We start from the raw sequence: 26,408 nt of genomic DNA, 5'->3' as shown, positions 1-26,408 counted from the left end.
TTTTTTCAAATATTATTCTTAAACCTTCTAAAGATAAATCTGAATCTACTTCATCTATGACATCTGTTTCACTGCATATAAGCTTTGCAAGTCCTCCAGTGGCAATTACTGTCGTCTCTGGATCATTTAGTTCTTTTTTCATAAGAGTTACTATCTTTTCTACCTGACCTGCATATCCATATATTATCCCTGCCTGCATAGCAGATACAGTATCCTTGCAAATTGTTACATCAGGTTTTACAAGTTCTACTCTAGGAAGCTTTGATGCTTTTTGGAACAATGCCTCACTCGATATCTTAACTCCTGGTGAAATTGATCCACCTAAATAATCACCTTCTTTTGAAATTGCACAATAAGTAGTCGCAGTTCCAAAATCTATTATTATTAAAGGCGTTTTATATTTTGCAATTGCTGCTACTGCATTTACTATTCTATCTGCACCTACCATTTTAGGATCGTAGTATTTTATATTTAATCCAGTTTTTATACCTGGTCCTACAATCAGTGGATTTATTTTACAGTATTTTTTGCAGAAATTTTCAAGAGAGTGCATTACTGCAGGTACTACTGAAGATATTATTATATTTTCTATTGACGATAGTGGTATTTCACTAGCTTCAAATAAATTTTTTATTAAAACACCGTACTCATCAGATGTCTTATTAAGGTCTGTATTGATTCTCCAGTCCATAACAAGCTGCTTTCCATCATATATTCCAAGCACCATATTTGTATTTCCAACATCAAAAACTAATAGCATAATTTTAGTCCTTTCTATACCCATCTTGTTCTTATTTTTAAACATAATTTACTTCTTTTTTGAATAACATTTTTATTTTAACACCACAATTATATATAATCAAGAAATATTGTATACAAACAATATTTATCTTAACAAAATATTCTTATAAAAAATATTATATATAGGATTCAAGACCTCTTATTGAAATCTCTCCAGTAAACACAGTTTTTTCTTCTCCATCTTCAAATCTAACTTCCAAATTTCCATAGGAATCAATATTTAAAGCCTTAGCCTTTTTCCTTTTTTTCCCATCTATAACATAAATTTCTTTACCTATTACAGCCGATTTTTTTCTTAAAATATCTAAAACTTCATTTCTATTATCACATAAAAATTCCCTATACATCGCTTCAAATTCTTTAAAAAATTCCTGTAAAAAATCTTTTCTACTAACCTTATACCCTTCTTTTAAAAGGGAGCTTGCCTTCTCTTTGATCTCATCATCAAAATTTTCATTATATAGATTTATACCTATTCCAATTACTATATAAAATATTCTATCTATCTCTGCACTCATTTCTGTAAGTACACCTGCTATTTTCTTACCATTTAAAATTATATCATTAGGCCACTTTATTTTTGCATCTATTCCCATATTTTCAAAAGCTGATACAAGAGCTGCTCCTGCCAATTGAGTCAAAAAGCTCGCCTTTACAATAGCTATCTCAGGTTTTAAAATTAAACTAAAATAAAGACCCTCTTCTTCCTTAGATATCCAACGTCTTCCAGTTCTACCCTTCCCTTTTGTTTGTTCATTAGCTATTACAACAGTTCCTTCAGGGGATTTATTAGCTATCTTGCCTGCATACATATTTGTTGAATCTATTGTTTCAAAGTATTCTATATTCTGTCCAATAAATTCTGTATTTAAATTTTTCTTTATCTCATATGGAGTTAAGTTGTTGCTAATTTTACCTTTTAAGGCATATCCCATACCACTTCTTGACTCTATATCAAAACCTTCTTTTTTTAAATTATTTATATGTTTCCATACTGAAGCTCTTGATATTCCAAGTTTTTCAGAAATATCCTCTCCAGAAATATATTTTTCTTGGCTATTTGATAAAATATCCATTACTCTTTCCTTTGTCGATTTGGACTTAATATCTATATTTGACATTTTTTCCTCCCATTTACTTGCTATTTTCTATATTATACTACATAGTAACTGCAATTTGGCATCCCATTAAAAAGTGCATTAATTTTTCACAAAAAAACTGTAGCCCTAAGGCTACAGTAAATTTTATTATATTTCTTTATTTCCCTTTTCAATTGACTCAATAGTTTCTTCTATTGCTTTACTATTTTCTTTTTCATCATGTAAAGCTAAAGTCATATTATATGCTTCTATGAACTGTTTGTCATCAAGTGTTTCATATTCAAGAAGTGCTCTTGCTATATAATCAAGTCTATCCTGATTTTCCTTCAATAGAGCTCTTGTCTTTGCATAGGCTCCATTTATTATCTTTCTTACTTCATCATCTATTTCAGCTGCTACTTCTTCTGAATACTCCTTAGTATGACCTATGCTATTTCCTATAAATACTTCATCATTTGTATCATATGTTACAGGACCTAGTCTATCACTCATACCATATCTTGATACCATAGCTCTTGCCATTGCAGAAGCTCTTTCAAGGTCATTTGATGCTCCTGTAGATATATCATCTAGATTTATCTCTTCAGATACTCTACCAGCCAAAAGAACTATTAATTCCTGCATCATTTCACCCTTAGTTGTATAGTACTTGTCTTCTGTTGGAAGCTGCATTGTAAAGCCTCCAGCCATACCTCTTGGTATAATTGTTACCTGATGAACAGGATCCATAAGATCAAGCACATGGGCACATACTGCATGTCCACCTTCGTGATAAGCTGTAAGTATTCTTTCCTTTTCACTTATTACTCTTGATTTCTTTGCAACTCCTACTACAACCTTAGTTATAGATTCTTCAATAGATGCCATAGAAATCTTTTCTTCTTTTTTTCTAGCAGTAAGTATAGCTGCTTCATTCATTATATTTTCTATATCTGCAGGTGTAAATCCTGGTGTACTCTTTGCAAGAACTGAAAGATCTACATCGTCTGCTAGTGGTTTCTTCTTTGAATGAACCTTAAATATAGCTTCTCTTCCATTTACATCTGGCTTTCCTACTACCACCTGTCTGTCAAAACGACCAGGTCTTAAAAGAGCAGGGTCTAAGATGTCTGGTCTATTAGTTGCAGCCATTATTATGATTCCTTCATTGATTCCAAAACCATCCATTTCAACTAAAAGCTGATTCAATGTCTGTTCTCTTTCATCGTGTCCACCACCAAGACCAGCTCCTCTTTTTCTTCCCACTGCATCTATTTCATCTATGAATATAATTGCAGGAGCTTCCTTCTTAGCTTGCTCAAATAAATCTCTTACTCTTGAAGCACCGACTCCGACAAACATTTCAACGAAGTCCGAACCACTTATACTGAAAAATGGTACTCCAGCTTCTCCTGCTACAGCTCTTGAAAGGTATGTTTTACCTGTACCTGGAGGTCCTACTAATAATATACCCTTTGGAATTCTAGCTCCAAGTTCTGTATATCTCTTAGGATGTTTAAGAAAATCGACTACTTCTTGAAGTTCTTCTTTTTCTTCCTTCAAGCCAGCTACTTCCTTAAATGTAACCTTGTCTTTATCACTATCTTTGTGAACCTTAGCCTTTGACTTTGCAAAGTTCATAACTTTTCCGCCTCCACCTTGAGACTGATTCATTAGAACAAAGAAAGCGACAACCATAAATACTAACAACAATAATGTAGGTAGCATTTCTAATAACCATGGAGTTTTAGGTTTCGGCTCTGCACCGACTTTCAATTTCTTATTCTCTATACTATTCAGTATACTGTCAGAAAGTTTATTTCCCATTACTTCCTGAGGGATGTAAGACTTAAACTTTGTCTTTCCGTCTTTTAAGGTACCTTCAATACCTGTTTGGTCAACAATCTGTAAAGACGATATGTTTCCTTCTTGAAGCTCTTGATAAACCTTTGAGAAGTCCATATCCTTAACCTTCTCATTTTGACCACCAGAATATTGCACTATAAATACTATGAGAAGTAGCATTACTAGGTATATTCCAGCACCCTTTAGTGTTCTATTCAATAAGTTTCCTCCTCCATTCCTATTAAATTGTAAGAATCTATTCTAATGTAAATTCAAGTATTTTCTCTGTATTTTCATCAACCAAGTAATTTGCACTTATTCTGTATCCACATACAGATACAATATTACTATCATTTACAATAAGAGGAACAAAAGATCTTTCTTCTCTCGGTATTTTCATACCAATAAATAATTCTTTAATCTTTTTTGTTCCACCTCGTAATATTATTTTATCACCTTGATGCCTATTTCTCAATGTTATATTTCCTTTTATCTTTCCAAAATCTAGATATTGTACATTTTCACCTAAAGTTTCTGCATTGAAATCTACTGCATCAACAATTTTGCTTTTAAATGTTTTTCCCAATTCTGCTATATAAACTTCTTTTCCTGGCTCTATTTCATAGTTATATTCTATTTTTTCATAATTTATCTCTTTCAAACTAATTAAAATATAGTCGTTAAATCTATAGGCATATAGTCCTCTTGGCAGATTAATTTTTTTACCATTTTTGTTTTTCCCCATAAGAGTTAGTACTTCTTCTATATGTTTTTTATCTATTGAGTTTACATCTCCTAAAACTTCTCTTATAGCTTTAATTATCAATCTATTTTTTATGGCTTCATGCTCTTTTTCTAAAAGGTCTACAAATATATATACTCCATCTTCATATTTTCTACAGACTTCATTGTATGAAATATCAACCTGTGAGTCTATGTAATCGCTATCAACCCTGATATTTTTCGACATCCTAACTATGCTTCCAACAATATTTTCATTAAACTCTTCTTTCATATATGGAAGTATTTTTAATCTGATTTTGTTTCTTGAATATATCGCTTCTAGATTAGTACCGTCTATTCTTGGAGAAAGATTATTTTCTTTACAGTAATTTTCAATATCTTCTCTTGATATATCGAGAATTGGTCTTATAATACCACCTTCTCTTTTGTATTCAATTCCTCTAAGACCTTGAAGTCCTGTTCCTCTCATAATTCTCATAAGTACCGTTTCAGCTTGATCATTTTTGTTATGCCCAATGGCTATTTTATCTGCAGATAGCTTTTCTCTAATTTCATTAAATATTTCATATCTTAATTTTCTTGCACCATCTTCCAAACCAAGCTTGTTATCATTGCAATACTTTGGTACATCTATAGCTCTTATAAAACATGGAATCTGAAGTTCTTCACAGAGTTTCATTACATAAAGAGAATCCATATATGCATCTAATCCTCTAATCTTATGATTTAAATGAGCTGCAAATATTTTTAAATTCATCTCTTTTGACATTCTATGAAGAATATGTAATAGACAAACAGAATCAGGTCCACCTGACAGCGCCACTACAATACCTTCATTTTCCTCTATAAGATTGTTTTCTTTTACTGTTTTCAAAACTTCTTCGTATACCATACTTTCCTCCAAACAATCTATATATAATTTAGGGTAGTAACTGTCTAAGTCCATTTTATATACAGCCTCAGTTAATTACTACCCTCTTTTATTATTCGGAAATTACTTTAATCTCCACTCTGTTATTAGCATCCATAAGTCCATCTATAGATACCTTATAATCCAAATTAAGTTTTATTTCCTCTTCTTCTATCCTTTTGGCAATTTTATATGTATATAAACTCATATCAAAAGTACCGTATGGTGTTTTATATTCAGATCTGTGATTTTTATCTTCTCTAAATCTCATATTTGATATAACTTCACCTGACTTCAGTATTATTACTTCGTCATCAGATATTTTTATAGTTCCTTTTGAGTCTTTCACCGTATCATATTCTAAAAAATTAATATATACGCTTCCATTTTTCTCAATTCTCTTTCCATTGTAGAAACTCTCTATAGTCTGCTCCTCACCATTATCTAGGTACTGAGACATTTTCATTCTAATTTTTACGTCTCTTGATTCCATACTCTCACCTCTCTGTCGCCAGCAAAATAAAAGTTCCTAATACTTTTGTATTTCAACTTTTTCTATTTCTGGTATTTCCCTTTTTAAAAACTCTCCTGCTACCTTTGAAAACTGCTCATTGATATCAGAAACAAAATATTTACATACTCCTTCTTCTTCTCTTTCATTTAGCATAGAGTTTTTCTTTAGGACTTTCTTTAAACTTAAAGCTGTTTCTTTAGCTGGATTTATAAGCTTTATATCCATTCCAACAGCTTCTCCTATTGTTCTTTTGAGTATTGGATAATGAGTGCATCCAAGCACTATGGAATCTACTCCAGCATCAACAAGTTCATCAAGATACATATGAGCTGCTATAGATGATATTTCCTCATTTGCCCAACCTTCTTCTGCTAGTGGAACAAATAAAGGACATGCTTTACCTATTACTTCCACACTATTATCTATACTATGTATTACCTTATTGTATGCTTTTGAGTTTATAGTTGCAGATGTTCCTATTACACCTACAACCTTATTTTTTGTATATTCTACAGCAGATTTTGCCCCTGCGTCTATTACTCCCATAATAGGAATATCATACTTTTCTTGAGACTCTACAAGAGCTCTTGCTGTAGCTGTATTACAGGCAATTACTATTGCCTTTACATCTTTTGTTAAAAGGAAATTTATAGCTTGAAAAGTATATTTCATTATAGTTTCCTTCGATCTATGTCCATATGGAACTCTAGCCGTATCTCCAAAATATATAATATCTTCATTTGGAAGACGCTTATTTATTTCTTTTAGTACGGTAAGTCCTCCTAATCCTGAATCAAATACTCCAATTGGTCTCTTATCCATCTGTTACACTGTCTCATCTTGCATCAACTCTTCCACCATAAATTGTTCTGTTCTTTCTATGTGCTCTTTAGCGAGTTTTTCTGCAAGATCTCCATCTCCTTTCTTTAGAGCTTCCATAATTTTACTATGTTCTTCGACAATATTTACAGCTGAGCTATATTCAGACATATATTTCAATCTAAATCTATAAGCTGGTTCCCATATAGCCAACATAGTACTTTTTAATCTAGCATTACCTGTTATTTCAAATATAAAGTTATGGAACTCCTCGTCTACCTTCAGCATATTTTCTAAGTCTTTTTTATCTGCCAAATCCTTTAAAACTGCTGATATTCTCTCTAGTTCTTTTATTTCATCTTTTGTTATTCTTTCTGCCGCATAGTATGCTGCCATCCCTTCAAGTCCCACTCTAAGTTCAAGTATATCGAAAAGATCTTTTTTGCTAATACTTGCAACATATGCGCCTTTTCTAGGAAGCATTATAACCAAACCTTCTAATTCAAGCTTTCTAATAGCCTCTCTTACCGGAGTTCTGCTAACACCTAATTGTTCTGCTAGCTGTATCTCCATAAGTCTTTCTCCAGCCTTCAAAGTTCCATCCATTATTGCCGTTCTAATGTTTTCAAATACAACATCCCTTAGCGGTTTGTAGTTGTCCAATGTAAGATTATTTATTCCCATATATCTCAACCCCCTTATCTGAAGTGGAAGTAATATAGGTTTGTCTATACTTCTTCCTCAACACATTACTACATTTTTTTATACTTCTATAATCATTGAAAAAACCGAAAACTGTCGGTCCGCTTCCACTCATCATCGTTGCATATGAGCCAAACTTATTCATAGTTTTTTCTATTTTTTCTATTTCTTTACACCATGATTTTGTAACTGGTTCTAAAACATTTCCCATTGCGTCTACTATTTTTTCCTTATTTTTCTCCTGAAGCCCCTCAATAAGAAGCTTGTTATCAGGTCTTTCTAAAGGATTAAAATTTTCTTCATACATAAAATCAAATTTTTTATAAACTCTCTTAGTGGACACAAATATGTCTGGCTTACATATTAACACTCTGATGTTTCTGTCAAGAAAAGGAAGTTTCTTTAAGTCTGTACCTGTTCCTGTAGCAAGATAGGTGCCGCCTTTTATACAAAATGCAATGTCAGATCCTAGTTTTTTCGACTCCTCTAACATCTCTTCTTCGCTCATACCTAAACTGAAGAGTTTGTTTAGTCCAACAAACATAGCTGCAGAATCAGTACTTCCGCCTGCCATTCCTGCTGCTATAGGTATGTTCTTTTCAAGAAAAATACTTACGCCTGAATCTATGGCATATTTCTCCCTTAAAAGCTCCCAAGTTTTGTATATTATATTTCTTTTATCTAGCGGAACATCAGAATTAGAACTAGTAATTTTGAAACCTTTTTCGGCCTTTCTTATGATAATATAATCAGAAAGATTGACTGATTGCATAACCATTTCTACATCATGATAGCCATCATCAAAAATCCCTTTTATATCAATTGACAAATTTATCTTTGCCCTTGCCCTCAGCTTTACACTGTTTTCCATGTATACCTCCAAATAAATTGACTCTAATTCTTATCAGTCCTTTGGAAAAATATGGACAAAAGCAATTTTTTGCATATATTTTTCCAAAGAAAAACAAAGTTTAATATTAATTATGCAGTATATTAAAGAATTAACTATGCAATATATCAAAAAACTGATACTATTATTATGTAATATAGTTCTAATATTCATATTTAAAAACTTATCCTGCAAATGTATTCACAATACAATATTATCCTACATTTTTATTATACTACAAATCAAATAATCTGTGTTAATAAAATAAAAATTATACAACACTTATGTATCCAATGGTTATGATTTTTATTTAAAGTGTTTTTTATACATTTTTCTTAACTTTTAAATATTAACTTTCTATTTACTGGCTACTAAAATAGCCTTTCTCTAATTAATATTTTTTAATAGATACTTTATATATTCTAATATTTTATAACAATTAACTTAACTCTTTCTATACATGTCTTTTTTATTATTATAGCTTTTTATTTTTCTATTTACTTATTGATAAGAACAAAGAAAAAAGCTGTTATATGCTTCATACCTAGCAATAACAGCCTTTATCTATATGGTGTAGAAATACACCTTACTCTCTTTATTAACTTTTTCTCTTACAGTTTATCTAGCTAATTTTCTTATTATTACTCTTAAAAACTTTAATTTTTACAGTTTCTGTAAGTAAGTCTGAATAACTATATGCTACTCTTCTGTAACCTTCTGTATTCTCTCCGTGTCCTACTCTAATAACGAAAACACTTGGATATACTGTTTCCAAAACACCTTGCTTTGTAACGATCTGCTTTCTTCCTTTATTTGCCTTAAGCAATATTTTCTTGCCAACATACTTTTCCAACGTATGTCTAATATTATCCAATGTAGCTGTTGTTGCCAAAAATATCACCATCCTTCAAAATGTATTCTTATTGTATCACATTTCAGAAATAAAGTCAAGTAAACTTAATATTTTACATTAAGAAACCGTTTCTGTCAATAACTTTTCCCATATTCCGAAAATTATTTTTTCTCTAAAATACATAATGTATCCAACTATCTTAAAATATGAATATTAGATATATTTTGTCCTTTAACCATTTGTATAGGTCGAATCATACATGCTGTACAAAGATATAATGTACTACTTTTTCTCTATTATTTAAAAACATTTTTTCTATTTTTTATAGGTTTTTTTATTCAACTTTTTATCAACTTAATTATCAGTATATATAAAAAGACGGCATTACTGCCGCCCTAATTACTAACTTTTATTTTCACTCTATATTACTTTCCACAGCACTTCTTATACTTCTTACCGCTTCCGCATGGACATGGGTCGTTTCTTCCAACCTTAGCTTCCTTATTTACTATTATCTTAGACTTCTTGTATTCCTTCTGAGTCTTTAATCTATAATCTTCAGGAAGTATATCATCCCAACCTCTTAAATTATATAGCCAGTGAGCTTCTACATGTACCATATTGTAATATAGCTTTTCCCAGTCTATTTTTATACTAATATTAGTATCTTCTTCTATCTTTTCTAGATCCTGTTCTATCTCTATGCTTTCATTAACACCATCTAAGAATCCCATGAAAAATTCTGGTGTTGTCTTATATTTCTTAGCTAGTTCAGACACCTTTCCTGCTATAAGATCTGTCTTTTCCTTTAAAACAGTATCATATATATTTGTTTCAGCCTTTAAAAATTCTTCCCAGAACTTTATTTCAGCTTCTTCACTTACGTGTTCTTCACTTAATTTTTTCCAGTTTTCAAATAACATTTTGTTCCTCCAATTCGTAACTTTATGAGTTTCACAATACTTATGTTACCATAATTTATGCGTTTTTTCTATAGGAAATAGCATTTTAAGTACCTCTATAGCTCTGTTTTGCTCAATAAAGAAAGGACTTGTCGCTATAGTAATTAAGTCTGCCTTATCTATATATTCCCTTACTCTATTAAGCTTCCAATCAAAATCAATATAGTCCATATCCTTTGAAAAGAAGTCGAGATCTATATCGAGTACATATTTTTCTACTAGCTCTCTTTCCAAACTGTATGTGGAGTCAACTATATCCACATCATCAAATATCTTGTGATATAATGCAGGCTGTATAAAGCTACCCACATTTAATACCTCATTTGTATACCTTATAACATCTTCTAAATTTTCTATATCTACTTCATAACTGTTAGGCTTTCTAGTGTCCTTATGTTGATCAACATGCAAAAGTCTTATTCCCTTTTCGAATTTTTTCTCCTTTAATGCTTTGCACCAGAAAAAAAATGAATGGTTGTGATTATCAAAAATATAAACTTCCTTATTTTTATAGTCACCTTCAAGCTTTAATCTATACATATTGGCAAGCCCAATACATTTATTTTCTATTCCTTCATCTATTTCTATAAAAACTGCTTCAGAACCTATAGAAACACTAGATATTTCACTTTCAATAAGCTGGGGTACATATATTTTTCTTTCCTTTCTTTCTTCGTAGGAAAATATATTATTTCCCAAAGGCTTATCTATATAAAATCCTCCATAACTTATACTATCCATACTTCACCTCTAAGCTTTTATCTTAATTAAAAAATATTCCATGGATATTCATTTGGTGGGTTAGATACAAATGTCATCTTTTCTTTTTTTGTAGGGTGAACTATTTCAAGCTTTGTAGCCCAAAGAGCTATTTGCTGTCCCACCTTGGCTACAGAAGAGTATCTTTGATCTCCATATAGAGGGTGCTTTCTTGAAGCAAATTGCACTCTAATCTGATGAGGTCTTCCTGTTTGAAGATCAATTTCTACAAGAGAATACTCACTTCGATTATCCCTTGATAGTGCAGAAGATATTCTTCTATAACTTAACCTAGCTTCTTTGGCATCATTTGTGTTTTTATCCACAACACTTACCATATTTTTCTTCTTATCTTTAAGTAAGTAATCCACATAATCCCCAGACTTTTCACACTTACCTAAAACAACTGCTTGATATGATTTTTTCATAGTTCTAGTTCTTACCTGATCTGAAAGCCTTGATGCTGCTTTAGATGTTCTTGCAAATACCATAACTCCACCTACAGGTCTGTCTAATCTATGAACAAGCCCCATAAACACATTACCTGGTTTATTATATTTTTCCTTTACATATTCCTTACAAAGCGTCAACATATCCACATCTTTTGTGTTATCAGCTTGGGATAATACATTAGGTATTTTTTCAACTACCAGTAGGTGATTATCCTCATATATTACCTTTAACTTCATTTCTTAACCTCTTACACTTTCCCAACGTCCAAATATTCCACATGGAAGAACTTTTCCATCTCTTGATGCGGGTATTCCTATTTCTCCTGCATATACATTTCCATTTCTAGATTTTTTCCCTATTGTAGTTTCTAAAATATTTTCTAGAACTATAGGTGAAAATCCTGTAGTATATGAATTTATTAGCATGAAAAGAGGCTTGTCAGATACAACTTTCATACATAGTTCAAGAAAATCATAAAGCTTGTCTTCTATCTTCCAAACTTCACCTTTAGGTCCTCTTCCATATGATGGTGGGTCCATTATAATTGCATCGTACTTGTTCCCTCTTCTTACTTCTCTTTCAACGAATTTAAATACATCGTCAACTATAAATCTTACCTTTCTGTCTTTTAGACCAGATAACTCTAAATTTTCTTTCGCCCAATTTACCATTCCCTTTGCAGCATCTACATGACAAACTTCTGCTCCTGCGTATGCACAAGCTACTGATGCTCCACCAGTATATGCAAATAGATTGAGAACCTTTATAGGTCTATCTGCCTTCTTAATCTTGCTCATCATCCAATCCCAATTGGCTGCCTGCTCTGGGAAAAGTCCTGTATGCTTGAATCCTGTTGGCTTTATTTTAAAAGTAAGTGGACCATAATCTACTGTCCACTGATTAGGATACTTCTTTTTAACTTCCCAACTTCCACCACCTTTGTTGCTTCTGTGATAGTGCCCGTGTGGATTTTTCCAAAGACCGCTTTCTTTTGCTATCGGCCATATAACCTGTGGGTCAGGACGTCTTAAAACATAGTCTCCCCATCTTTCAAGCTTTTCGCCACTTCCCATATCTATCAATTCATAATCTTTCCATCTATCTGCTAGTATTAACATATATTTCCTCCTCTTTTTTTTACTTTCTACACCCTATTTACTCGACACTTTATTTCCAAAACATCCAATTTAAATTTCAATAAAATTTATAAAAAAACTATCTACCATATGTAGATAGGCACATTCTAAAAAATCAAGCAAAGATTATTATATCATAATTTTAAGAGAAATATAGCAAAATCATTGAAATTAGTGCCTTATACAAAAATTTATTTTTGCAAATTTATATAAACTTTATAATACAAATCTTGAAATTGTTTTATAGCATCTCTTCTTTTATTTTCTAAAAGATGTTATACTCATTGTAATGAATATTTTAATAAGGAGTGATATTATGTTAAGCGAAAATTTACAAAATGCACTAAACGACCAGATCAACTTTGAATATTATTCAGCATATACTTATTTAGGTATGGCTGCATATGCAGAAGACCTTGACTTCCCAGGAGTTGCAAACTTCTTCAAGGTTCAGGCACAGGAAGAGCTAGACCACGCAATGACTATATATAGCTATGTTTTCCAAAAAGGTGGACGCGTTGTTCTTGACTCTATCGACAAACCTAGATTTGAATATGAAAGTCTTCTAAATGTATTTGAAGAAGGTTTAAAGCACGAACAGACTGTCACTAAGAGAATTTACAATTTAGCAGATATAGCTCTTGAAGAAAAAGAACATGCTACTATGAGCTTTTTAAGATGGTTTATAGATGAACAAGTTGAAGAAGAAGAAAGTTTTACAAACCTTGTTAAGAAGGTTAAAAGAGCAGCTAATAACGAAGCTAGCCTTTATCTTCTGGATGATGAACTTTCTACTAGAGCATATGTTCCTTCTGTACCACAGGGTTCATCAAACTAATATTAAATTGAATGATTAGATTTATAACAATAAAAATAGTTTAATCTATTGTTTCTTGCTTAAATTCTGACTATAAAAAGCCTTGCAGTATATACGCTGCAAGGCTTTCTTTGAATTTTCTTATAAACTAAATTCTTAATTTCGAGTAAAAATATCTAAAACAACAATTTATATTTCTAAGACTTTTTATAAATTTATTATTCTATCGCAGAAACATTCTACTACATCCTTATCATGCGATATAAAAATATAAGTAAGATTGAATTTTTCCTTTAAATCCAGCATTAAATTTAAAATTTTTGCTTGAACTGAAACATCTAAAGCTGAGGTTATCTCATCGCATATTATTATCTCCGGCTTCAATACAAGAGCTCTTACAACACAAACTCTTTGTCTTTGTCCACCACTAAGTTCATGAGGGTACCTATTAAAAAAATTCTTTTCAAGACCACAAAGTTCCATATATTGGCAAACTATCTCTTCCGCCTCTTTCTTAGAGAGAGTCTTCTCATGTATCATAAGGGCTTCACATATCATCTTACCTATTTTTCTTTTTGGATTAAGAGAAGCATATGAATCTTGAAGTATTATTTGAATTTTCTTCTTTGTATCTAGTTCATTAAACAGATTTATATTTTCTTTTTCCATTCCCTTGCTATAAACTGTTTTTCCATCAATTTTTATAATTCCACTATCTGCTTCTTCAATATTTACAAGACATCTTGCTATTGTAGACTTTCCACAGCCAGAATCACCTACTAAACCTATCGTTTTTCCACGCTTAACTTTCATAGAAAACTTACTTACAACAGTTTTTCTCTTCTTTTTCAATATGTAGGGAGCTGAAATTTCATAAGATTTACTTAAATTTTCCACTTCTAAAATACACATTTTTCCTCCTTTCCGATTTCGAAAAATCTTCCACTAAAAGTCTTTTTATCTGGTATAGATTTTATAAGTGCTCTTGAATATGGATTTTCAGGATTCCTAAAAAATTCATCTGCCTTTTTAGTCTCAACGATTTTACCTTTATACATAACCGCTATATCATCAGCAAAATTTTCTATTCTTTTTAAATCGTGTGTAATAAAAATTACTGCCATATTTTTCTCTTTACACATTTTCCTTATTAGATTCAAAATTCCTTCTTTCAATGAATCATCTATAGCAGTAGTTGGTTCATCAGCAATTAAAATTTTAGGATTCAATGCTATTGCCATTGCTATTTGAAGCCTCTGTCTCATACCCCCACTTATTTCATGAGGATATTTATCATATACTTTTTCAGCTTCCTTTAATCTCACTTCCTCAAAAAGCTTAATTACATGTTCATATCTTTCTTTTTTGTCCATATCTGTATGAAGTTTAAACATCTCCTCTACTTGGTTCCCCACTTTAAATACAGGGTTTAAAGATTTCATAGGTTCTTGAAATACCATGGCTATGTCTTTTCCACACATCTTAGAAATTTCGTCCTTATCTCTTTCAAGAAGATTCTTTCCATTGAATATAATGTCTCCTGAAACTACAATGTTTTTGGGGTTTAATCCCATAAGACTTTCAGCAGTTACTGTCTTTCCACTTCCTGACTCTCCTACAAGAGCAGTTATTTTTCCAGCTTTTAAATTAAGAGAGACATCAATTTCTACATTTTTACTAGATCCTTCTTCAATAGGATTAAATTGTATTCTAAATCCCTCGCCTATAAAATTAATAGCCAAAACAGAAGTTATTATAAGAATACCTGCAGGTAACCATGTCCACCAGTAACTTTGAAGAGCTCTCATATTTTGTGCTGAGGTCAATATATTTCCCCAACTCGGCATTGGCTCTTTTACACCTAGACCTAAAAAACTAAGAGAAGCCTCCATAAGAATCGAGTTTGCCATAGATATTGTAGCCGCTACTATTATTGAAGGTATAACATTAGGTAATATATCTTTTAAAATTATATCTCTCTTTTTAAAACCAATAACATTTGATATATGAACAAAGTCTCTATTTTTTAATGAGAGAGCTTGAGCTCTAACTATTCTAGCAACCTCTGTCCAAGAAAGAACCGCTATTATTATAATAAGATTTCTAAGAGAAGGTCCCACTATTGATGCAATAGAAATTGCAACTATAAAAAATGGAAAACACATCAAAATATCTATTATTCTCATTATTATAAAATCGGCTACTTTCCCCATATATCCTGCTATAAGTCCTAAAGTAACTCCAATTACAATTTGCATTATTGTCGCCAACAGCCCCACTATCAAGGATACCCTAGCGCCATACACCAACCTAGTAAATACATCTCTTCCTAAATTATCCGTTCCTAAAATATGTTCTGAACTAGGTGCTGCATTGATATTAAATAAGTCTATTGATGAATAAGAATATTTTGTTAGTAATGGAGCAATAACTGCCATTATAATCATCAATAAAATAATCGTTGTTCCCACAGTAAAATACACATATTTTTTCTTTATCTTCATTACTGTCCTCCTTTCTCTATTATTCAAGCTCTACTCTCTTATCTACTACAACATATAAAATATCTGCTAGTAGATTCGACAACAATATCAGTATTGCAGTAATCATCAAAATCCCCATAATTAAAGGATAGTCTCTATTTTGAACTGCTTCATATCCAAGCCTTCCTATACCTGGCCAAACAAATACTGTTTCTGTCATTAACGCACCAGAAAAAAGAGCTGGTATCTGTAAACAAAATACGGTTATTATTGATATTAGTGAATTTTTAAAACCATGCTTTATAACTGCTTTCTTAAAACTCATACCCTTAGCCATAGCACATTTTATATATTCCTTATCAACTATCTCTATCATTGCAGACCTTGTATACCTTATAAATGCCGTTGCTTGTAAAAAAGTAAGCACTATACTTGGTAATATTAAATGCTTTATCAAATCCATTAGTTTCAGTATTCCTGTCAAAGAACTTCTTACATCATACATACCAGAGGATGGAAAAATGGACATATCATAAGAAAACTTTTTTATAAGCAATAAAGAAAAGAAAAATGATGGTATTGATACACCAATAAATGAAATTACCGTTATCAAATCATCTACGTAAGTATTCTTTCTATATGCTGCTATAATTCCCAAAATTATACCTATTACGCTACTCAAAAATAAAGAAAAGCTCATTAATATTATTGTATTTTTTAGCCTATATCCTATTACTGCAGAAACTGGTTCAGAGTATTTTATAGAATATCCTAAATCAAATCTCAAAGCTCTTGAAACCCACTTAAAATATTTCACATACAGCGGATCATAATATCCTATTTGTTCAAGTTTCGCCTTCATAACATCAGGTGATGTATTAGGGTTTATCATATGTGAATAGGGATTACCTGGTTGAAGATTAACTAAAGCAAATATTACTATTGATATCCCAAATAATACTATTATTGACGTCAGTATTCTTTTTAATACATATCTTCTCAAATTTTCCACTCCTTCTTAAAACATTTTTATAAATAAAAAACACTCGATAAGTATGTTCTCATTTAATACTGCATTTATTATTAAGTAAAAAATTACGCCACACATTTAATATCTGTGGCGTAATTACTTTATTTACATATTCTTACTTTCTATAATATTTATATAAAATATATTTTTCTAAACACCGCACTCTAATTATAAACATTTATATCTGCAGTACCAATTTTATTAATTATATATAAATTATTTATTACTCAGCTAGTTTCCAATTTTCTGCCTCAGCAAAATCTCTAAATACTGATGGATTAAATCCTTCTAATTTAGGACTTGTAGCTATTTCTACATTCTGTTCAAATAAATAAATCCATGGAATTTGTTCATTCATATACTCTGCAAATTTCTTATACGCTGCTTTACGTGCATCCTTATCTGTTGTATTTGCACCTTCAACTAAAATTGCTTCTAATTCTGGAGTTGTAAATCCTGAAATGTTCCATCCCATTTCTCCCTTAGTATTGCTTATAGAATTTTTAGACCAATAAGCAGTTAAATCTGGATCTGGAGTAAGATTGTTACCCATCATATACATATCAAAGTCATGATTTCCTACTACCTTTTCCATTAATGCTGGAAACTCCATTTTATTAAGTTCAACTTTTATACCTACAGCCTTTAAATTTTCTTGAATTATCTGTGCTGCTTGTTCTCTCACGCTATTTCCTGTAGGAACATCTAACTTAAATGATAGCTGCTGTCCCTCTGAATTTGTCATAACTCCATCTTTCTTTGTATATCCAGCTTCTTCTAATAATTTTTCAGCCTTCTTTGTGTCATACTTATATTCAAGAAGCTTTGCTTCCTTTGGATATGCCCAAGAACTTGAAAGCATAGGTACATTCTTTATTTCTCCATTTCCTTCTATAAGCTTTTCAACCATTCCACCTCTATCAATTGCTGTTATTATGGCTTCTCTTACCTTTTTATCTTGGAAGATAGGGTTTCTATAGTTAAGTCCCATGTATTGGAACATAGTGTTTTGATGCTTATATACTTTAAATCCATCTTTCTTTAATTCTTCAACGTCTGCTTTCTTAAGATTAGTTACATCAGCAAGATCTATATCACCATTTTTAAGGTCAGAAGCTACTGTATCTTCACTTACAACTTTAAATACAATATTATTTGTTTTTGCTTTATTTCCGAAGAATTCATCATTCTTTTCAAATTTTGCATCTTGTCCTTCTGTAAAAGAAATTAATTTGAATGGTCCATTACCTACTGGCTTAGACATTAAATCTTTTGATTCTTTCCACTTTCCTTCTGGAACTTTTGACCAAATATGTTCTGGTATTATTCCAGTAGTGCCTAAATTTGTAATCGCTGGTCCATATGGTTGAATAAAACTTAACTTGATAGTATTATCATCTGGTGTTTCTATACCTGCAACCTTATCGGCCTTTCCTTCCTTGTATTCCTTAGCTCCAACTATCATTGAGACATCTTCTCCATGTTCACCCTGATAGTCCTTATTAGCTAAACTTGTAAATGTAAATGCAACGTCCTTTGAAGTAAGAGGCTTGCCATCTGACCACTTTAAATCTTTTCTAAGATTAAATGTTATCGTCTTTTGATCCGGCGATATCTCATATTTTTCAGCAAGATACGGTTTAAGATTTTGTTCTTTATCCAACTTTAACAAAGAAGTATATATCATTTCACATACTGCATCGTCGTATATTGAATCCGTAAGTATTGGATTAAATACACCAGAAGGTGATGTAGATATGCCGTAAACTATTGTATTTGCATCCTTTCCTTTACTTGTACTTTCTTTCTTATCAGAATTTCCACATCCTGATAAAATCCCTGCCGACATTACTGCTGCCAATGCAAGAGATACACATTTTTTTAAACTAAACTTCATTATAAATCCTCCTTTTAAATTACTATATGATGAATATTTACTTATAGTATCCTCTTATACACGCATTAATCATTTCCTGAGAAAATGCGTTTATATCCATAAACTTTCCAAATGCAAATGCAAAAGTTTCATTTTTATTTATTTTTGCATCTTTACCATGCTGTATTCCCATACCCTGTTGTGCGTCTGTTTCTACTACCATGTCCCAATTATGACTTGGATCTTCTGCGTCACTATTTTTAACATAAATTCCTAATGCAAAATTCTTTCCTTTTATCAAATTCAGTTTATCCTTTAATTCAAGCGTATGATATCCCGCAGTATCCATTTTCCCTGACAATACGCAGTATTTCTCTACACTTTCATTAAATTCATCTTCATCCATCAAACTTACATCCTTCTTAAACTTATCAAAGTCATCTATAATATAAACTTCATACTCTGCATCTGGTTTGGTTGTAAAGAAACCTACTGAATCAAGTATCTGATTATCGTCACTTGCCTTATATCTATTGAATAAAATCGTTTTTCCCTCGCCATTAAAATTATCAGAAAGGCTATCACTCTTTACATAACCTGTAAATGGAAGTTCATCATAGAAATACATTCCTTTGAATTCATCTGTTTTTCTCACATCTGTAAATACATAAGGTTCGCTTATCATTCCAGCTGATTTAAATGAAACATAGAAATACCCCTTATCTCCAAAAAAATCTGTCTGGGCATCTTTTACTATCCATGCACCATCTATATCTGGTCTATTTCCTTCACAAAAATTTTCCTTCTTAAAGTTATCATCCCAACCTACTACAGTAACTGCGTGATTAGGAATCTCACCTTCAACAGTATAATATGCTGCTGTTTTTGGATTAAATGTAGATGCGTTTGAATATGGAAAAGTTTTATTTCCATCATGCTTCATATATATATTACATACTACCGCCCCATTATTTTTTATTGCTTCTTTAACTTGCTTCATAAGCATATCATCTGACGTAGATATCTCAGACGAATCAATTGTCTTTAAGAACTCAAACCCATGAACCCTTCTCACAGGGAATCCTTTAACAGGATTTTTACTTTCTTCTATTACTGTGTATCTTGACTTAAAATTTTTATTTTCATTTTCCAACTTTTCTTTCTGTTCTTCTGATAGGTATCCTGCAGGATTAAATTGATTTGCCATAGGAACATATGTATCTTGACTTTCAAGTATAGGTCCCTTATCTGATAATAGATATCCAAAGTCTGATTCTCTATTTCTTCCTTCTCTTACTTCGAGAGTTCTTGAGTTATTATCTTTAAATATAAATCCATTTCTATTTTCCATATTATTTTCAGATAAATCTAATTCTATATTTTCTTTCATTTTTATATGAGATTCTAGGGCAGCAAGACTTGCAAAACTTCTACAGCCACCATCATAAAACTGATTCTTTATAGGTGTTACATATGTATTTCCATCAACACACCTAAGATCAAATTTTTCTGGAAGTCCAGTTGTCTTCTCCAGTTTAACCACTTCCTTAGGTTTTTCCACAGGTTTATCAGAAGGTTTATTTAAATTTGAAACCTTAGATTTTGAGGAATTTCTTCTTGAAGAAGTTATTTTATTTGATATATTATCTTTATTTTTGATGTCGATATTTTTAAACATATTACTGTTTGCAGCCTTTCCACCTACAAAGATAACGTTTTCTACAGAATTCATACCTCTAATAAATCTGTCACTTTCTATAGAATTGAATATTACAGGTGACTTTGTTTTAGAAGCTAGAGGTCCTACAACTAATGCATCTACAAGAACTCCGTCTTCACCTGAAGTTATATATATAGTTTTGTTATCAAATTTATCATGATATGTATTATATATTTCTTTACTAGTTTCATATCTGTTCTTGCCACTTATTCTTTTTGCATTAAGCTGTCTTCTTGATAATTCTGAAACAGAATTTTCTCCACCAATAACAATATTTTCTTTTTTAGTCTTTAAAACTTCATTACTTATTTTATCTTCTATTACGATTGGTGCCTGTAAGCTACTTGCTAAAGAAGAAACTGAAACTGCATCGGCAATTGCACTCTTAGAAACGATGAAATTCATCTCAGAATCTCCTATTTTTTTCGCCACCTTTAAGGATGTTTCTACTCTATTTTTCCCATATATTCTTTCTACGTTTATTGATTTTTTTAAATACATCTCAACTTCTTTACTAATGCTATTCTCTCCACCTGCTATGATAACTTTCTTTATACCTCTACTAAATATAACTTCTTTTACTCTATCGTCAATTTTTTTAACATCATTATTTAACAATATTGGTGCATTTAATTTTTTTGACAGTGGACCAAAAACCAGTGAATCATATAATTTATTATTATCACCTGATGCGAGTATAACAGTATCTACTTTTTTAGTCATATTCATAATTTCTATAGAAGTCTCTACTCTATCTTTTCCTGCTATTGTATTTTTCTCCATTGCGTAAGAACTATTAAAAAAAATCCCAGTAGTCAGTGTTAACGCTATCACTACCGTTAAAATTCTTTTTTTATTCATATTTTAACCCCCACATTATTTTTTATACACACTTCCCATCCAAACCTTACTAAAATATTTCATACATATACTCCTTTAATTTATATCATATGGTTTATATTTTATCAATATTTTACTTGTTTCTATTCATTTTTAAAATATTAAAATTTATGATTATTGTTTTTTTCTATAATTAAAAAATAGAAAACAATTATTAAAAACATTCTAGTTTTTATTACATATTACTTTATAAATATCAATATTTTATTTATGTATAATAAAAAAAGAACCACAATTGTGATCCTTTTAATACTTTTTATTTAGATATCTTACTCTGTAAATTCACTTTCCGTTGCTTTCATCGCTTCAAGCGTAGATGCTAGTAGTTCATCTAGTTCCCAGCCTAGATTTTATGCACCCTGTCTAATTACATCTCTTGAACAAGCTGCTGCAAACTTCTTGTCTTTAAACTTCTTTTTTACAGACTTTAACTCCACATTTGATACACTTTTTGAAGGTCTCATTAAAGCTGCCGCGCCTATTATCCCTGTTAATTCATCACATGCAAATAATATTTTTTCCATTTCTTTTTCAGGTTTTGAACTACATTCTGTAAGTCCGTATCCATGACTTGTTGTTAAATATATTACAGTTCATACCGCTTTTCCATATTATATAAAATCATTCTTTATTATACTTTTTAATATGTAATCTAGCTTTTCTAATGAAAAACCAGCAATAAGTATTTTTTTAACATGAATTCAAAATTGTTAAAATTTTTCATACAAAATATTTAAATTCTGTTGACAATTAAATTAATATAATATATAATTTTCTTTAATCCCTAGTAAAATACTCGGATTTAAAAAAACAAAGGAGATGTTGAGATGAAAGTTAGACAATTAAAAACAATTATAACTACTGCATTTGGAGGAATCTCTTGTTGTTGTTGCTGTTGTAAGTAGCAAATTGCCAGAGATTTAATCGGTAATTTGCGTAAACCTAAGATATTTTAAATAAAAATTATCAACTAAGACTTAACTAATAGCGAAAAGTTATATTTTCTAATAATTTATTCGCATACGACAGTAATATATATGAAAAAGGAGAAACTAAAAATGAAGAAGAATGTAATCGAATTAATTGGTAACACACCACTTGTTAATATCTCTAAGATAGATAATAATGTATTTGTAAAGCTTGAAGGTAAAAATCCAGGCGGTTCTATAAAAGATCGTGCTGTACTTGGTATGATTACTGGAATGGAAGAAAGAGGCGAGCTAAAGCCAGGAGACAGAATTGTAGAAGCCACAAGCGGAAATACAGGTATTGCAGCAGCTATGATAGGAATGAATAAGGGATACCCTGTTACTATTATTATGCCTGAATCCATGAGTCAAGAAAGAAGAAGCTTAATAAGAGCATACGGCGCAGAGTTAATACTTACTGATGCTGCAAAGGGTATGCAAGGTACAATTGATAAAATGAATGAGCTTTTAGATACTGGGAATTATAAGTCTCTTAAGCAGTTTGATAATCCGGACAATCCTAAGTTCCACTATCAGACTACTGGACCAGAGATATATTCAGAACTTAATGATGTAGATATTTTTGTAGCTGGAATAGGTACTGGCGGTACTGTAAGCGGAATCGGAAAATATCTTAAAGATCAAAACCCTGATATTATGGTATTTGGTGTTGAACCAGCTTCATCACCACTTATAAATGAAAAGAAGGCTGGACCTCATAAAATACAGGGAATAGGAGCAAACTTTATACCAAAGAACTTCCATGCAGATGTTATAGATGAAGTACTTACTATAACAGATGAAGATGCTTTTAATATGGTAAGAGAAGTAGCTGCTAAGGAAGGTTTACTTGTAGGTATTTCTGCAGGTGCAAATATTTATGCGGCACAACTTCTTGCAAAAAAATATCTAGGCAAAAAGGTTGTTACTGTCGCTCCAGATGGTGCAGACAAATATATGTCTATGAATATATTTTAATCTAGGAAAGAGGCTCACAAAATGAAATTTATTAAAAATATTGATTATATATTAGAAAACGACCCTGCCTCTGGTAGAGGTGGTTCAAAATTTTTAGCTAGACTGAAAGTGTTTATTATATACCCTTCAGTCCATGCTCTTATTGGACATAGCATTTCACATGCTCTAAACAATGTAGGGCTAAAATTTATAGCAAGACTAACTTCACAGATTTTTAGATTTTTCACTGGAATAGAAATACATCCAGGTGCCACAATAGGTCACAGTATTATGATTGACCACGGTATGGGTGTTGTAATTGGTGAAACTGCTGAAGTTGGAAATAGGGTAACTATCTATCAAGGTGTTACTCTTGGTGGAACTGGAAATCACACAGGTAAAAGACATCCAACAGTTGGTAATGATGTAATAATTGGCTCTGGTGCTAAGGTACTAGGTCCCATTACTCTTGGTGATGAAGTAAAGGTTGGAGCAAACAGCGTTGTCCTTAACGATGTTCCAAGTGGAGCTACAGTAGTTGGAATACCTGGAAAAATAGTAAAAATAAAAAACAGTAAATACAATTCAAAAATAATTGAATTAAATGAAAGAAGAGCAGCAGACAATATGTATTATATTTAAAATATGTAAGCATTTTAAATATTATAATTTATCGATTAAAAAAACTCCTATTACAGGAGTTTTTTATTTTATTTATTTTTTTATCTACTATTATATTACTTACTCTTATTTCCCTTCCTAATATAAGATAAAAATTTCTCCACTGCTTTTGTAGTATTTTTTTTATCTCTAAAAGCCATTCCAATCTCTCTATACATTGGTTTTTCTAATTCTTTTACAACTATATTATATGAGGCTCTCTTCATAATAAGCTCCGGTATAATACTTATACCAAGTCCACTTTCCACCATTGACATTATTGCATAGTCATCCCATGTAGTAAAATCTACTTTTGGTTTAACTCCGTTTTCTTCCAAAATCTTTGCTATATCTGATTTTTCTCCTTTTTCAAGAAGCATAAAAGAATCATCTGCCAATCTTTCCATAGGGAATTTATCACAATTTGCTAGAGGATGATCTTCTGGCAAAATAACCAGCAATCTATCTCTTTCAAGAAATTCAATCTCAAGATTGGTAGACATAGCTGGAAGTCTAATAAATCCAAAGTCTACTCTTCCATCCATTATCCACTTTTCAATTTCAGTGTAATCTCCCAAAAGTATTTCATATTCAATATTTGGATAATCTTTTCTAAATTTTTTAATAACATTAGGCAATCTATAGGTTGCTATACTGGAAAAAGTTCCTATTCTTATAAGTCCTGATTCCAAGCCATTTATTTCCTCTACCTCTCCTTGCAACTTTTCATATTCTCTACATACACTTTTTATAAAAGGATATAGCTTTACACCTTCTGATGTAAGTCTAACTCCAAACTTTCCCCTTTCAAGAAGGGATATATTCCACTCTTTTTCTAAATCTGCAATCATCCTACTTATACCCGATTGAGAATAATTCAATACTTCTGCAGCTTTTGTAAAACTTTTATATTCGACAGTTTTTATAAATGCCATATACTTTTGTATGTTCATATCCATATTTATCCCCCCTTTCTAATGAAACTATAACTTTAAAAAAACATTCCATTTTAAAGCTCACTTTTCTTTTATAGACATATTTTATTTACTTATGCAACATATTATAATTAAATAAAGCATTTTTTATCTATTACAAATCCTCATCTATATTATGATAATTATTCGTTTTTATAATCTATACATCTATGATAATATAGATATAGACAGTTTTCAAGAGGGACATTAATTAAAATTTGTAACGCTTATAGCATAATTGCTATTTATAAATACCTTTTAGAAAACTTTTTTATCCTGTATATATATGTATTGGCGCTAATACATATATATACAAACCATCATTTCAAACAATGAAATGATTTAATATGTAGATACAATCCATTCATAATAAACATTAAAAAGTAGACCATGCATCTACTCAAAAAGGGGGCTACACTAGCCCCCTCTTCCATTTTTTGACCAATTTATTTTATCATTTCTAATTTTATAAATAATTCTTTTTTATAAAATTTCACATAAATAAACCGACCTTTAAATACTAGATTAGATCTTTAGCATCAAGGTCGGTATAAAATACTCTATTCTAATTCTGAAATTATAAGTAGCCTTTCTCTATTAGTAGGATATGGATGACATGTCATCAATATAAGTTTTGATTTATCATCTTCTCTATAGAACTGACTCCAATCATCATTTTTTACTATCTTTTTTCCTACTACTTTATAGTTTAATTTTCCATTCTCAGTAGAAACCTTTATAGAATCTCCATTTTCTAATTTATCTATATTTAAAAATGATTGTTCTCCGTTATAACCACCTCTATGCCCTGCTATAACACTTGTAGTTCCTTTGTTCAATGATGGAATATCTGTGCCTTCTACAACTCCAGTTCCTTCTCTCAATTCCTTATCACTTGTCCCTGGAAATATAGGAAGTAGTACTTTTTCCTTATCTATCTCCACAAATCCAATTTCATCACTTAATTTCTCTCTACTGTTTTTAGGCTCATTTTGGACTTTATTTCCTTTTGAGATACTTTTTAAATTAGGAGTACTTTCTTTTTTTATATTTCTTTCAAAACTCTCTTTGGCTGATCTCATTCTGTCATATTGTAATTTCTGATTATATTTATATACAAATAATCCCAAAACAGAAATTACTATTATTAGAACTCCAGCCCCTCTTAAAATTTTTTTTAAAATATTATTTTTTGTTTTCTGATTTCTCATTTTTTCTTCCTAAGAATATCATTATTCCACCTAATGCTATTGCTGCATATAGGTATACATCTAAACTTAGTCCATCTCCTGTTACAGGTAATGTATTTTTACTTGACTTTATATACTTTACCTTATTTTCAGAGCTTCCATTTGAATTTTTATTTTCTGTTGAATGCTTATCTCCATTATATCTTACAAGGTTTTCACCTTCATTTTCTTTTTTATCTTCTTTATTCTCTTCCTTCTTTGTCTCTTCATTTTTGTCTGGCTGTTCTTCTTTAATTTTTACTACTCCGGATTCTCTAATTTTATGTTTTTCCTTCTCTGAATCCTTTGGTTCCTCTGGTTTTTCCTT

24 protein-coding genes and 1 pseudogene are annotated in these 26,408 nt (G+C 31.0%); 3 read left to right on the top strand and 22 right to left on the bottom strand.

Annotated elements, in window-relative coordinates:
* The 13 genes from BMY82_RS07595 to BMY82_RS07535 all read right to left on the bottom strand — a co-directional run.
* Nucleotides 1–760 (bottom strand): type III pantothenate kinase (locus tag BMY82_RS07595; RefSeq protein WP_091975963.1); only part of this gene is annotated, 760 nt, incomplete at its 3' end.
* A 157-nt stretch (nt 761–917) separates the two neighbouring features.
* Nucleotides 918–1,922, bottom strand: coding sequence for a biotin--[acetyl-CoA-carboxylase] ligase (locus BMY82_RS07590; protein WP_091975962.1), 1,005 nt, complete (start codon nt 1,920–1,922; stop codon nt 918–920).
* Between the two features lie 126 nt (nt 1,923–2,048).
* The gene (gene ftsH, locus BMY82_RS07585; RefSeq protein ID WP_091975961.1) at nt 2,049–3,944 is read right to left on the bottom strand and encodes an ATP-dependent zinc metalloprotease FtsH; all 1,896 of its coding nucleotides are present in this window, start codon (nt 3,942–3,944) and stop codon (nt 2,049–2,051) included.
* Between the two features lie 37 nt (nt 3,945–3,981).
* The gene (gene tilS / locus BMY82_RS07580; protein ID WP_091975960.1) at nt 3,982–5,361 is read right to left on the bottom strand and encodes a tRNA lysidine(34) synthetase TilS; all 1,380 of its coding nucleotides are present in this window, start codon (nt 5,359–5,361) and stop codon (nt 3,982–3,984) included.
* Between the two features lie 91 nt (nt 5,362–5,452).
* Entirely contained in the window at nt 5,453–5,872 is a 420-nt protein-coding gene (locus BMY82_RS07575) for a YwiB family protein (RefSeq protein ID WP_091975959.1), read from the bottom strand.
* A 36-nt stretch (nt 5,873–5,908) separates the two neighbouring features.
* A complete protein-coding gene (gene murI / locus BMY82_RS07570) occupies nt 5,909–6,715 on the bottom strand; it encodes a glutamate racemase (RefSeq protein WP_091975958.1) in 807 nt (268 codons plus the stop codon).
* 3 nt (nt 6,716–6,718) lie between these two features.
* On the bottom strand, nt 6,719–7,396 hold the full coding sequence (locus tag BMY82_RS07565; protein ID WP_091975957.1) for a GntR family transcriptional regulator: 678 nt from the start codon (nt 7,394–7,396) through the stop codon (nt 6,719–6,721).
* On the bottom strand, nt 7,383–8,285 hold the full coding sequence (gene ispE, locus BMY82_RS07560; protein ID WP_091975956.1) for a 4-(cytidine 5'-diphospho)-2-C-methyl-D-erythritol kinase: 903 nt from the start codon (nt 8,283–8,285) through the stop codon (nt 7,383–7,385). Before ispE ends, BMY82_RS07565 begins: the two co-directional genes overlap by 14 nt.
* Before the next feature lie 640 nt (nt 8,286–8,925).
* Nucleotides 8,926–9,195, bottom strand: a complete 270-nt coding sequence (locus BMY82_RS07555; RefSeq protein WP_091975955.1) for a Veg family protein — start codon at nt 9,193–9,195, stop codon at nt 8,926–8,928.
* A 386-nt stretch (nt 9,196–9,581) separates the two neighbouring features.
* Entirely contained in the window at nt 9,582–10,079 is a 498-nt protein-coding gene (locus tag BMY82_RS07550; protein WP_091975954.1) for an SEC-C metal-binding domain-containing protein, read from the bottom strand.
* 45 nt (nt 10,080–10,124) lie between these two features.
* The gene (locus BMY82_RS07545; RefSeq protein ID WP_091975953.1) at nt 10,125–10,859 is read right to left on the bottom strand and encodes a peptide arginase family protein; all 735 of its coding nucleotides are present in this window, start codon (nt 10,857–10,859) and stop codon (nt 10,125–10,127) included.
* A 26-nt stretch (nt 10,860–10,885) separates the two neighbouring features.
* Nucleotides 10,886–11,566, bottom strand: coding sequence for an RluA family pseudouridine synthase (locus BMY82_RS07540; protein ID WP_091975952.1), 681 nt, complete (start codon nt 11,564–11,566; stop codon nt 10,886–10,888).
* Between the two features lie 3 nt (nt 11,567–11,569).
* Nucleotides 11,570–12,448 (bottom strand): class I SAM-dependent methyltransferase, encoded by an 879-nt coding sequence (locus BMY82_RS07535; protein ID WP_091975951.1) that lies wholly within the window; start codon nt 12,446–12,448, stop codon nt 11,570–11,572.
* A 334-nt stretch (nt 12,449–12,782) separates the two neighbouring features.
* Between BMY82_RS07535 and BMY82_RS07530 the strand changes: the two genes are divergently transcribed.
* Complete coding sequence (locus tag BMY82_RS07530; protein WP_091975950.1) at nt 12,783–13,304, top strand: ferritin; 522 nt, start codon at nt 12,783–12,785, stop codon at nt 13,302–13,304.
* Between the two features lie 186 nt (nt 13,305–13,490).
* On the opposite strand, the gene BMY82_RS07525 is transcribed toward BMY82_RS07530, so the two are convergent.
* From BMY82_RS07525 to BMY82_RS09710, 6 genes and pseudogenes are all read right to left on the bottom strand, one after another.
* Complete coding sequence (locus BMY82_RS07525) at nt 13,491–14,195, bottom strand: ATP-binding cassette domain-containing protein (protein ID WP_091975949.1); 705 nt, start codon at nt 14,193–14,195, stop codon at nt 13,491–13,493.
* On the bottom strand, nt 14,183–15,787 hold the full coding sequence (locus tag BMY82_RS09475) for a dipeptide/oligopeptide/nickel ABC transporter permease/ATP-binding protein (protein ID WP_180366759.1): 1,605 nt from the start codon (nt 15,785–15,787) through the stop codon (nt 14,183–14,185). Before BMY82_RS09475 ends, BMY82_RS07525 begins: the two co-directional genes overlap by 13 nt.
* 19 nt (nt 15,788–15,806) lie before the next feature.
* On the bottom strand, nt 15,807–16,769 hold the full coding sequence (locus BMY82_RS07515; RefSeq protein ID WP_091975948.1) for an ABC transporter permease: 963 nt from the start codon (nt 16,767–16,769) through the stop codon (nt 15,807–15,809).
* A 250-nt stretch (nt 16,770–17,019) separates the two neighbouring features.
* Nucleotides 17,020–18,693, bottom strand: coding sequence for an ABC transporter substrate-binding protein (locus BMY82_RS07510; RefSeq protein WP_091975947.1), 1,674 nt, complete (start codon nt 18,691–18,693; stop codon nt 17,020–17,022).
* Nucleotides 18,694–18,730: 37 nt separating this feature from the next.
* Complete coding sequence (locus tag BMY82_RS07505; protein WP_091975946.1) at nt 18,731–21,253, bottom strand: cell wall-binding repeat-containing protein; 2,523 nt, start codon at nt 21,251–21,253, stop codon at nt 18,731–18,733.
* Between the two features lie 308 nt (nt 21,254–21,561).
* A pseudogene (locus BMY82_RS09710) lies at nt 21,562–21,873 on the bottom strand (hydrolase); the annotation flags it as partial.
* Nucleotides 21,874–22,350: 477 nt separating this feature from the next.
* On the opposite strand from BMY82_RS09710, the gene cysK reads away from it, so the two are divergent.
* Both cysK and cysE read left to right on the top strand, forming a co-directional pair.
* Entirely contained in the window at nt 22,351–23,238 is an 888-nt protein-coding gene (gene cysK, locus BMY82_RS07495) for a cysteine synthase A (protein WP_091975945.1), read from the top strand.
* Nucleotides 23,239–23,259: 21 nt separating this feature from the next.
* Nucleotides 23,260–23,859 carry a serine O-acetyltransferase gene (cysE, locus tag BMY82_RS07490; RefSeq protein ID WP_091975944.1) on the top strand — a complete coding sequence of 200 codons (600 nt, stop codon included), beginning with the start codon at nt 23,260–23,262 and terminating at the stop codon, nt 23,857–23,859.
* A 95-nt stretch (nt 23,860–23,954) separates the two neighbouring features.
* On the opposite strand, the gene BMY82_RS07485 is transcribed toward cysE, so the two are convergent.
* The 3 genes from BMY82_RS07485 to BMY82_RS09470 all read right to left on the bottom strand — a co-directional run.
* Nucleotides 23,955–24,836: a LysR family transcriptional regulator gene (locus tag BMY82_RS07485; protein WP_091975943.1), complete on the bottom strand. Its 882-nt coding sequence runs from the start codon at nt 24,834–24,836 to the stop codon at nt 23,955–23,957.
* A 575-nt stretch (nt 24,837–25,411) separates the two neighbouring features.
* The gene (locus BMY82_RS07480; RefSeq protein WP_091975942.1) at nt 25,412–26,062 is read right to left on the bottom strand and encodes a class C sortase; all 651 of its coding nucleotides are present in this window, start codon (nt 26,060–26,062) and stop codon (nt 25,412–25,414) included.
* The coding region (locus BMY82_RS09470; protein WP_207645487.1) for a hypothetical protein at nt 26,037–26,408 on the bottom strand (372 nt) is incomplete at its 5' end. The genes BMY82_RS09470 and BMY82_RS07480, both read right to left, overlap by 26 nt.

Origin of the sequence: Peptostreptococcus russellii (assembly GCF_900110295.1) — a bacterium.
In the GTDB taxonomy this organism is placed as follows: Bacteria; Bacillota; Clostridia; order Peptostreptococcales; family Peptostreptococcaceae; genus Peptostreptococcus; species Peptostreptococcus russellii_A.
Note: the sequence above shows the minus strand (reverse complement) of the source record. Positions and strands in the feature narration are given on the sequence as shown.